9 protein-coding genes are annotated in these 9,188 nt (G+C 62.8%); 8 read left to right on the top strand and 1 reads right to left on the bottom strand.

Annotated elements, in window-relative coordinates:
- The first annotated feature begins 19 nt into the window (after positions 1-19).
- The 8 genes from AC1DR1_RS22385 to AC1DR1_RS22350 all read left to right on the top strand — a co-directional run bounded on the left by AC1DR1_RS22385 (position 20) and on the right by AC1DR1_RS22350 (position 8,620).
- Entirely contained in the window at positions 20-1,063 is a 1,044-nt protein-coding gene (locus AC1DR1_RS22385; RefSeq protein WP_476993367.1) for an ABC transporter permease, read from the top strand.
- A gap of 37 nt (positions 1,064-1,100) precedes the next feature.
- Positions 1,101-1,835, top strand: coding sequence for an SDR family NAD(P)-dependent oxidoreductase (locus tag AC1DR1_RS22380; RefSeq protein ID WP_476967291.1), 735 nt, complete (start codon positions 1,101-1,103; stop codon positions 1,833-1,835).
- Between the two features lie 44 nt (positions 1,836-1,879).
- Entirely contained in the window at positions 1,880-2,827 is a 948-nt protein-coding gene (locus tag AC1DR1_RS22375) for a dioxygenase family protein (protein WP_476993366.1), read from the top strand.
- Positions 2,824-3,879, top strand: coding sequence for a maleylacetate reductase (locus tag AC1DR1_RS22370; protein WP_476993365.1), 1,056 nt, complete (start codon positions 2,824-2,826; stop codon positions 3,877-3,879). Before AC1DR1_RS22375 ends, AC1DR1_RS22370 begins: the two co-directional genes overlap by 4 nt.
- A gap of 50 nt (positions 3,880-3,929) precedes the next feature.
- Entirely contained in the window at positions 3,930-5,033 is a 1,104-nt protein-coding gene (locus tag AC1DR1_RS22365) for a zinc-dependent alcohol dehydrogenase (protein ID WP_476967288.1), read from the top strand.
- Positions 5,034-5,045: 12 nt separating this feature from the next.
- Entirely contained in the window at positions 5,046-5,969 is a 924-nt protein-coding gene (locus tag AC1DR1_RS22360; RefSeq protein ID WP_476993364.1) for a sugar phosphate isomerase/epimerase family protein, read from the top strand.
- 95 nt (positions 5,970-6,064) lie between these two features.
- Entirely contained in the window at positions 6,065-6,808 is a 744-nt protein-coding gene (locus AC1DR1_RS22355; RefSeq protein WP_476993363.1) for a helix-turn-helix domain-containing protein, read from the top strand.
- 729 nt (positions 6,809-7,537) lie between these two features.
- Positions 7,538-8,620, top strand: coding sequence for a Gfo/Idh/MocA family protein (locus tag AC1DR1_RS22350; RefSeq protein WP_476993362.1), 1,083 nt, complete (start codon positions 7,538-7,540; stop codon positions 8,618-8,620).
- Between the two features lie 320 nt (positions 8,621-8,940).
- Here the strand turns inward: AC1DR1_RS22350 and AC1DR1_RS22345 are convergent.
- The coding region (locus AC1DR1_RS22345; RefSeq protein ID WP_476993361.1) for an integrase core domain-containing protein at positions 8,941-9,188 on the bottom strand (248 nt) is incomplete at its 5' end.

Below are 9,188 nucleotides of genomic sequence, written 5' to 3'. Positions count from 1 at the left end.
GAACCAAGGAGAAACTCCAATGTCCACGCATACCCCGACCGTTGCGGGTACGCCGACCAGCCGCCGGCCCCTCAACATCATCGACCAGGCCCGCTCCTCCGGCTGGGCCCGGGAGCTTGCGCTGCTGCCCGCCATCATCGTGGCCATGGTCATCGGCGCCTTCCTGTCGCCCCAGTTCCTCACAGCGAACAACCTACTCAACAACGTCCTTGTGACCTCCGCTGTGCTCGGGATCGTAGTGATCGCTGAAAGCATCATCCTGATCTCTGGATACTTCGATCTCTCCCTCGAATCCGTCGTGGGCCTGGCCCCGATGCTTGCCGTGTGGCTGGTCCTGCCCGCCGCGGTCGGAGGCTCCGGATGGGGATGGTCACCCTGGGCCGCGTTCGCGGCGATGCTCGCGCTTTCCATCGTGGTGGGATTGATCAACGGTTTCCTAGTAGGAAAACTAAAGCTGAACGCCTTCATCGTCACGCTGGCCATGCTCACCCTGCTCCGCGGCCTGACCATGGGCCTGTCCGGCGGCAAAACCCTCTCGGGGCTGCCCCCCGAATTCCTGGCGCTGGGCAACACCAAGTGGCTGGGCATCTCGATTCAGATCTGGCTCTTCGTGATCTTCCTGGTCGCCGCCGCAGTATTCATGCGCAGCCACCCGGTCGGCCGTAAGCTCTACGCCATGGGCGGCAACAACGCCGCCGCCGCAGCCGCAGGCATCAAAACACTACGCCTTACCATCGGCGTCTTCGTCGCCGGCGCGGTCATCGCCGCGTTCGCCGGCCTCATGCTCACCGGCCGTATCGCCTCCGTGACCGCCAACCAGGGCGACGGCCTCATCTTCACCGTCTTCGCAGCGGCTGTCATCGGTGGCATCAGCCTCAACGGTGGCAAGGGCTCCATGATCGGCGCACTCAGTGGCGTGCTGCTGCTGGGCATCATCCAGAACATCCTCGTCCTGTCCCAGGTGCCCTCGTTCTGGATCCAGGCCATCTACGGTCTGATCATCCTCAGCGCCCTGATCTTCAACTACCTGGCCGGTTCCCGGCGCACCCGCCGCGTCGTCTAACCAATCCCGCCACTTCTGAAAGCAAGGAGCACACACCGTGAGTTCACCATCCTTTGACGGAAAGGTCGCCATCGTCACCGGCGCGGCCAGCGGCATTGGCCACGCCACAGCACTGGCACTTGCCGCACAGGGTGCGACCGTCTACGGAGCCGACATAGCCGCCTCCGCCGGCGACGCAGCTGACGGGGCCATCCAGTGGCGGCGCCTCGACGTCGCCGAAGAAGACGGCTGGAAGGCACTCACGGAAGAAGTGCTCCAGGCCCACGGCCGCATCGACGTCCTGGTCAACAACGCAGGCCTGGTCGGATCGTACGAATCGATCACGGATATCGACATCCAGGACTGGCACCGGATCATCTCCATCAACCAGACCGGTGTCTTCCTGGGAATGCGCTCCGTCGCACCGGCCATGCTGGCGCAGGAATCCGGATCCATCGTGAATGTCTCGTCCATCTGGGGACTTGTTGGAGCAGCTGGCGTCGCCGCATACCAGGCATCCAAGGGTGCCGTGACCATGATGACGAAGAACGCCTCCGCCACGTGGGCAGCGCAGGGGATCCGCGTGAACTCGGTCCACCCCGGGCTGATTACAACACCCTTGACGGAAAACCAGGATCAGGCGATTTCCGATGAGCTGATCGCCAAGACCCCCATGCACAGGGCAGGAAAGGCCAGCGAAGTCGCCGATGCGATCGTCTATCTCGCCTCCGACAGGGCCTCGTACATCACCGGCGCGCAACTCGTTGTCGACGGCGGATTCACCAGCATCTGAGCCCCACTTACCAGCCGCCCCAGCTCCAAGGAAGGAACAGCACCATGAGCACGGACCTCGGCCCCGGAACACTGACTGCCGCTGTTATCGACAGTTTCCGCAATACGCCGGATGACCGGCTTCGGACCATCCTGACCAGCCTCACCACCCACCTTCACAACTTCGTCAGGCAGATTGAACCGACGATCGAAGAATGGGAAACCGCCATCAACTTCCTGACCGCCACAGGCCAGAAGTGCGACTCCGTCCGACAGGAGTTCATCCTCCTCTCCGACGTGCTGGGCGTGTCCATGATGGTGGAAACCCTCAATGACGCCGAAACTCCGGACGCCACCGACTCCACTGTCCTGGGCCCCTTCCACATGGTCGAATCCCCAAAGCGTGAACTTGGCGAGAACGCCTCCCCGGAAAGCGAAGGAGACATCTGCCTGGTCAGGGGGCGCATCCTCTCCGTCACCGGTGAGCCCGTCCCCAATGCCGCCATCGACATCTGGCAGGCAAACACCAAGGGCTTCTACGACGTTCAGCAACCCGGCATCCAAAGCATCGGCAACGGCCGCGGCCTGTTCACGTCCAACGCCGCCGGAGAGTTCTACTTCCGCAGCGTCATCCCCAGCTATTACCCGATCCCGACCGACGGCCCTGTCGGGGACCTGCTGCACGCGACTGCCCGGCACCCGAACAGGCCGGCGCACATCCACTTCATCGTGGGCGCGCCGGGTTTCCGGGAACTGACGACGCACATTTTTGTTAGCGGGAGCGACTACATCGATTCCGACGCCGTTTTCGCCGTGAAGCAGAGCCTGATCGCCGAATTCGTGCCCAACACCTCAGAGGCCGACGCAGCCCGCTACGGTCTCACCCCACCGTTTATGGAGGCAGTGATCGACATTGTCATCCACCCCGAGCTCGTCGACCCGGACATGATCCACACCGCCGTGATGTCCCCGTCCACTGCACGGATTATCGAAGCACAGGAGAACACCCGATGAAGGATTTTCAGTACCAGGCACTTCCGATGCGCGTCCGTTTCGGAGCCGGCTCACTTGCCTCACTTAACGACGAAGTCGTCAACCTTGGCCTCAAGCGTGTCCTGGTCCTGGCTACACCCTTCCAAGCGGATATGGCCGAAAGGGTTTCTCAACAGCTGGGCGAGCTCAGCGCCGGCGTGCACGCCGAAGCTGAAATGCATGTGCCCATCGAATCCGCCCACAAAGCGCGTGAAGTAGCTGCCGCTGCCCAGGCCGACGGTTACGTTGCGGTCGGCGGCGGGTCCACAACCGGCCTGGGCAAGGCCATCGCGCTTGAGTTCGGCCAGCCCATCATTGCCGTACCCACAACCTACGCCGGCTCCGAAATGACGCCCGTATGGGGCCTGACCGCCGACGGGGAGAAAAAGACCGGACGCGACTCCAAGGTCCTGCCCACCAGCGTCATCTACGACCCCGAACTCACCGTTTCCCTCCCGGTGAGCATGTCGGTCACCAGCGGATTCAACGCCATCGCCCACGCTGTCGAAGCGCTGTACGCACCGGACGGTTCGCCCATCATCTCCCTGATGGCCGAGGAGGGCACCCGTGCCCTCCTCGAAGCGATGCCAAAGATCGTGGAAGACCCATCCAACATCGACGCCCGCTCCGATGCGCTGTACGGCGCGTGGCTCTGCGGGGCCACCCTCGGCGCGACTACGATGTCGCTGCACCACAAGCTGTGCCACACACTCGGCGGGACCTTCAACCTTCCCCACGCCGAAACCCACACTGTCGTACTGCCCTACGCCCTGGCCTACAACGCCCAGCACGCCCCCCAAGCGGTCGCGGCCCTGCAGCGCGCCACCGGGGCAGAAAACCCGGCGGCCCACTTCAAGAAGCTGAGCGTGGCCCTCGGCGCACCCTCGTCCCTGGCTGAACTGGGCCTGAAGGAATCCGACGTCGAAAAGATCGTCGAAATCGCCACAAAGAACCCTTACGCCAACCCGCGGGAAGTGACCCCCGAGGGCATCCGGGAACTCGTCACGGCCGCCCTTCACGGCAGCGACGTCTAAGCAACGTCCTCGTTCCTCCCAGTTGCCTGAACCCACAGAAAGAACACAACATGTCTGAGACCGTCAACGAAGTGCGTACGGCGCCCGCGGCACCTCCGCCGGGGACCGTCCCGGCCGTCCTGGTCCGCCAAGACGCCGGCGGCACCATCACAGTCGAACCCGGCACTGCAGCCATCACTGCGCCCAAACCCGCYGAGCTCCTTGTACGGCCCGCTTACGTGGGGGTGTGCGGCACTGATATCGAAATCCTGCACGGCAGCATGCCGGAGACCTTCAAGATCAATTACCCGCACGTCTTGGGCCATGAATGGTCAGGCATTGTCGTGGAGGTTGGCGCCGGCGTTGAAGGGTTTCATCGGGGGGACCGGGTCCTTGGGCACGGACACCTGGGCGGCAACGACTGGTTCGGGGTCACCCACGATGGAGCCGCAGCTGAACTGTTCACCGTCCCGGCCGATATGTGCTTCCACATCCCTGACGAGGTGGACATGCTCACGGCTGCAGTTATTGAACCTTTCGCCTGCGTGTTGAATGGGCTGACCAAGATTGGCGGCATCAGTGCCGCCGATACCGTCCATGTGCACGGGCTCGGAGCCATCGGCCTGAATGCAGTGATCCAGGCTGTTACCGCCGGCGCCCAGGTAGTCGCGTTCGATCCCAGCCCGCTGCGGCGTGAGATGGCGATCAGACTGGGAGCCAAGGCCGCAGTGAACCCGTTGGAGGAGACTGTCGCTACCGCAGCCGCGGAACAGGCAGTCGGCCGACCGTTTGCTGACGTGGTCATCGAAGCCTCCGGAAATTCCGCTGCGCAGGCGGCTGCCCTTGAGAGCGCCGACCTCAATGGTCGGGTTCTGCTGATGGGTGTTTCCACTCCAAAATTCGCGCCTGCTCGCCTGGGCCTGGTGCAGGAACGAAACCTCTTGATTACCAGCTCCACCGGGGCGCCGGTAGCAGTATGGCCCGCAGCAATCCGGTACGTGGCAAACACCCGCCTCAATCTCGGTGAGATCGTCTCCACCGTCGTCCCGTTCTCCCGCGGAGACGAAGCCCTCCAAAGGGCACAGGACTCAAGCCGGGAAACGAAGGTCATGCTTGCCCCGGATGCCACCAACGCCGACGGCGTGGCCGCCTCCTCAACCCACAAAGCCAACTAACAAAGGACGAACGTGAACGACACGAACATCATTCAGAACCGGGACCTCCTGGCCTCCTGCTGGACCTGGGCAGGCAACGCCGCCCCGCTTCGGGGCGATGAGACGAGCCCTATCGACGTGCGCACCCGGGTTGAGGCTGCCGCCAAGGCAGGCTGGAAGGGACTGGGCTTTATCCACGCCGACCTTCCGGAGATTGAAAAGACCATTGGTCTCAAGGGGCTCCGCCAGCTGCTGGACGACAACGGCATCGTCCACGTCGAGATGGAATTCCTCGCGGACTGGTGGAAGACCGGCCCCGAACGCGAAGAATCCGATCGCTGGCGTAAGGTCCTGTTCAACGCTGCAGAGATACTCGGCGTCAAGACCATCAAGATCGGCGCCGAACTGGCCCTCGAAGGTGAGCCGGCGCCTGTCGATGAAACCGCGTTCCACCAGGAATTCGACCGGCTCGCCACTCAGGCCGGGGAAGTGGGCACGCGCGTCGCTTTGGAGCCCATGCCGATGAACAACCTCAAGACGATCGAAATCGGCGCGAAGTTCATCAGCGAGGTCAACAACCCGCACGGCGGGCTCACCGTCGATACCTGGCACACCAGCCGCGGCGGCACCCGCTACGAAGACCTGGCCGCGATCCTGCCCATGGACAAAGTCTTCATCGTCGAAATCGATGATGCCCGCAAAAACGTCGTCGGTTCGCTGTGGGAAGACACCATCAATGAGCGGCTTTACCCTGGCGAGGGCGATCTGGACACCGTCAGCTTCGTCAAGGCCATCTACGAAGCCGGCTGGCGGGGTCACTGGGGCGTGGAAATACTCGCGGAATCACACCGCATCCTGCCCTTGGACCAGGCCCTGGCCCGCGCCCATGACACGGCGGCGGCAACACTCGAGGCAGCATCCCAGCTGATCGCCGCAGAACAGTCGGAAAAGGTCTGAAGCGGCTGACCTTCCGTTAGCCCTGGCCCACGCGCTGACCGAAAGAGGCAGCGCGTGGGCCAGCCACGACAAGCACTCTAAAGAAGCGGGACACTATGAGCGCACCAGCCCCCGAGGCACGATCGGACGCTGCCATACAGCTTGGCACGCGGCTCCGGGACGCCCGGCAAAGTACCAGGCTGTCCCTGCGCGAACTTGCGCGGCGCGTGGACGTCTCCGCCAGCCTCGTTTCGCAAATCGAGCTTGGCCGCACTTCACCGTCTGTCGGAACCCTTTACGCTCTCGTATCAGAACTGGGCCTCTCCCTCGATGAGCTCATGCAGGACGGGGCCCTGTTGACTTTTCCGCCCCCAGGTACCAATCTCCGGGTTGTTGACACCGCAGCCGCAACCGGGGACGCGGGCACCAGGTCCGCGGAGGACCACAACATGATCGCCCCTGCGATGGCCTCTACAGCGGCCGCCCCACTCCCGGGACTACTTGAAGCGAAGGACCGTCCAAAACTCCGCGTCGACGGTGTCCTCTGGGAGCGACTGACCGCCGAGAACGACCCCAGCGTGGAACTGCTCCGCGTTACCTACCGAAGCGGCACAGAATCCTGCCCGCCCGACAACCTCATGCGGCACGGGGGGCACGAGTACTTCCACATCCTTGAAGGAAGACTCCAGGTGGAGACCGGGCCCTCATCAGGAACGCTTAACGCCGGGGACAGCATCAATTTCAAATCTTCCGTCCCTCACCGGCTTAGCAACCCATTCACTGAAGACTGCATTGCCATTTGGGTGGTGGTCGGCCGGCGATGCCAGGGCCCGGACAACTCTGTCTCGCCGGTCGCATAAGCCCGGGCGGACACTGTCCGTCCGCAGCGGAAATGCATGCGTTGGCTCTGCCTGCGTACAGCCGAAAATCGGCAGCTGAAAAAGAGAGTGACCACGTGCATTCACGGATTATGGAACGGAGTCCCAGTTGAATTCGTCATCCACTCGCTGCCGTTGGCGAGGACCTGCAGGTGAGGCGCAACCAAGCACTGCGACCACTCCTGTCCATTGGACCGAACTAAGCCCGGGCGACCTTGTATTGCTCCTGTCCGGGAAGACTTCGCACACCGGAACTGTCGACACCGTATCCGCTGACGGCGAGTACCTCTGGCTGCTCCTGAGCGACGGTACGGGCCGCCGATTGTTTACCAAAGCCGAGGTTCACAAAACGTACGTTGATCCGATCGACCTGGCCCAGCGCTCAGGACCAGCTCATTGAGCTCACTCATTTCACCTCGGAGGACGATGATAATGCTGCTCAACCTTGTTTCGGTTCTTGTCGATGGGGCTGGTTACGGAAGCGACGGCAGCGCGTCGTCCCATGACCCTGAGGATGCGGGGTTCCCCCAGGGAGTCCTTGCTTCATTTCCTTGGGAAGGCTGGTGGCAGGAGGAGCCGACGCCTGGCGCGAACTCGCGCCCTGCCACACGGACTGAAATCAACTCCTCACAGAAGAAGGCACCTCGTAGGGCAAGCCCCAGGTCAACCCTTAACCGAAGCTTGTCCCAAGAATCGATAGGAGACATCCCGTTGGAAGCGCTCGTAGTAGGACTCCTGGGAATCACCCACCCCCACGCCTCCGCCCGGGTTCGTGCCCTCCGCGAGATCGAAGGAGTCGAAGTGGTGGCCGCCGCAGACGACGATCCGCGGCTGCAGTACTTCACCGACAAGTACGACATGGAGCCGCGCGATATCGACGGAGTRCTCCAGGACGGGCTCATCAACGCAGTCATGGTCCATTCCGAGAGCAAGGACATGGTTCCCCACGCCCTGCGGGCCCTCGCCGCGGGAAAGTCTGTAGTAGTGGAAAAGCCTGGCGGCGCAACCGTCGATGACCTGATGCAGCTGGCCGAGGCGGAAGCCCAGGCCACGCCGGGATTGGTAGTCCAAGTCGGCTACAACGTTCGCCTGGCGCAGTCGATCACCCGGGCAAAGGAACTTATCGACACCGGAACCATTGGAGATGTGGTCAGTGTGTCCGCCAGAGGCGCCGCTCTAGCTGGTGAGCACCTCACCGCACACCTCAACCAGCCGGCGGACATGGGCGGGGCGCTGTGGATCATCGGATGCCATATGCTCGACTCCCTGGTCAGCATGTTTGGTGTCCCTGAGTCCGTCAACGCACGCGTTCGCAAGTCCGAGAAGCTGTCAGACGCGTCGAGCCGCGAGGATTCGGCAGCTGTACTGCTGAATTACCCGGACATGTCCGCTGCCTTCAGCTTCGACAGCCACGACCGCCTCGAGTGGTTTGAAAGCTCGCGCATATCCGWCCACGGCACCGCCGGAATGGTCGAAATCGGCGTCCTTCCCCAAAAGCTGAAGGTTTACGTGGAGAAGGAGCGGGCAGGCTGGCCGGCCGGCTGGACGGAATGGACGCAAAGCTACTTCACTCCGCCGTTCGCCCGCACCGATGCGAACAAGTTTTCCGAACTGCCCGAGTTGGAGAACATCAGCAATTTCCGCGCCGAAATGCGTGCATGGGTCGAGAGCATCCGCTACGGCGGGCACGTCGTCGCACCGCTTGCGGATGCCCTGGCCGTGGCACGGATTATTGACGCCTGCTACCGATCGGAGAAAGAGCAGGGAGCATCGGTTCAGGTGGACCCGGCATAAACGCCGATAACGGATCTTCTGGCCGCCGCGCCAGCGGCGCCTGATGCTGCGGTTGACCGGATTTCCGTTCCGGACGGCTCCTGGCGCAGAATACAGAACAGCTGCCCCCCGGATTGGGGAGCGGGGCCGCAATCCCTTGAAGTGGGCAATTTGGCGTGTGTACAAAGTACACACTTTGGGCTTCGGACTGGGTCGTACTGGGGCCGGATCGGGCCGGATTCCGCATGTTTCCGGGGGAGTCCCGTGTTTGCGAGGGCTGGAATGCAGTTCGAGTCCCTGGGCCGCTTGGGAGATTTCGGACAGCGGATTAGTGGTTTTATCTACGCTGCCGCGGGCGGCTGCTGGTAACTGTAGTGGACCTCGTTGGGGTAGCGGTAATCCAGGGCGGAGTGCCGGCGCCGGCTGTTGTAGAAGCCCTCGATGTAGCGGATGACATCCCGCCTGGCCTGGGCCTTGGTGGCGTAGACAGTGCGGTACACGCGCTCGTTCTTCAGCGCCGAGAAGAACGTCTCCGCGGCGGCGTTGTCCCAGCACACCCCGGTGCGGCCCATCGAGGAACGCATGCCCA

The sequence above is a fragment of the Arthrobacter sp. P4_F10 genome (assembly GCF_056401435.1).
The sequence above is the reverse complement of the archived record's forward strand: the minus strand, read 5'-3'. Positions and strand labels throughout refer to the sequence as shown.

Excerpts from the sequence above, each read along its gene's own strand:
- AC1DR1_RS22385 (WP_476993367.1), top strand. The coding sequence starts at position 20 with ATGTCCACGCATACCCCGACCGTTGCGGGTACGCCGACCAGCCGCCGG.
- AC1DR1_RS22375 (WP_476993366.1), top strand. The coding sequence starts at position 1,880 with ATGAGCACGGACCTCGGCCCCGGAACACTGACTGCCGCTGTTATCGAC.
- AC1DR1_RS22370 (WP_476993365.1), top strand. The coding sequence starts at position 2,824 with ATGAAGGATTTTCAGTACCAGGCACTTCCGATGCGCGTCCGTTTCGGA.
- AC1DR1_RS22355 (WP_476993363.1), top strand. The coding sequence starts at position 6,065 with ATGAGCGCACCAGCCCCCGAGGCACGATCGGACGCTGCCATACAGCTT.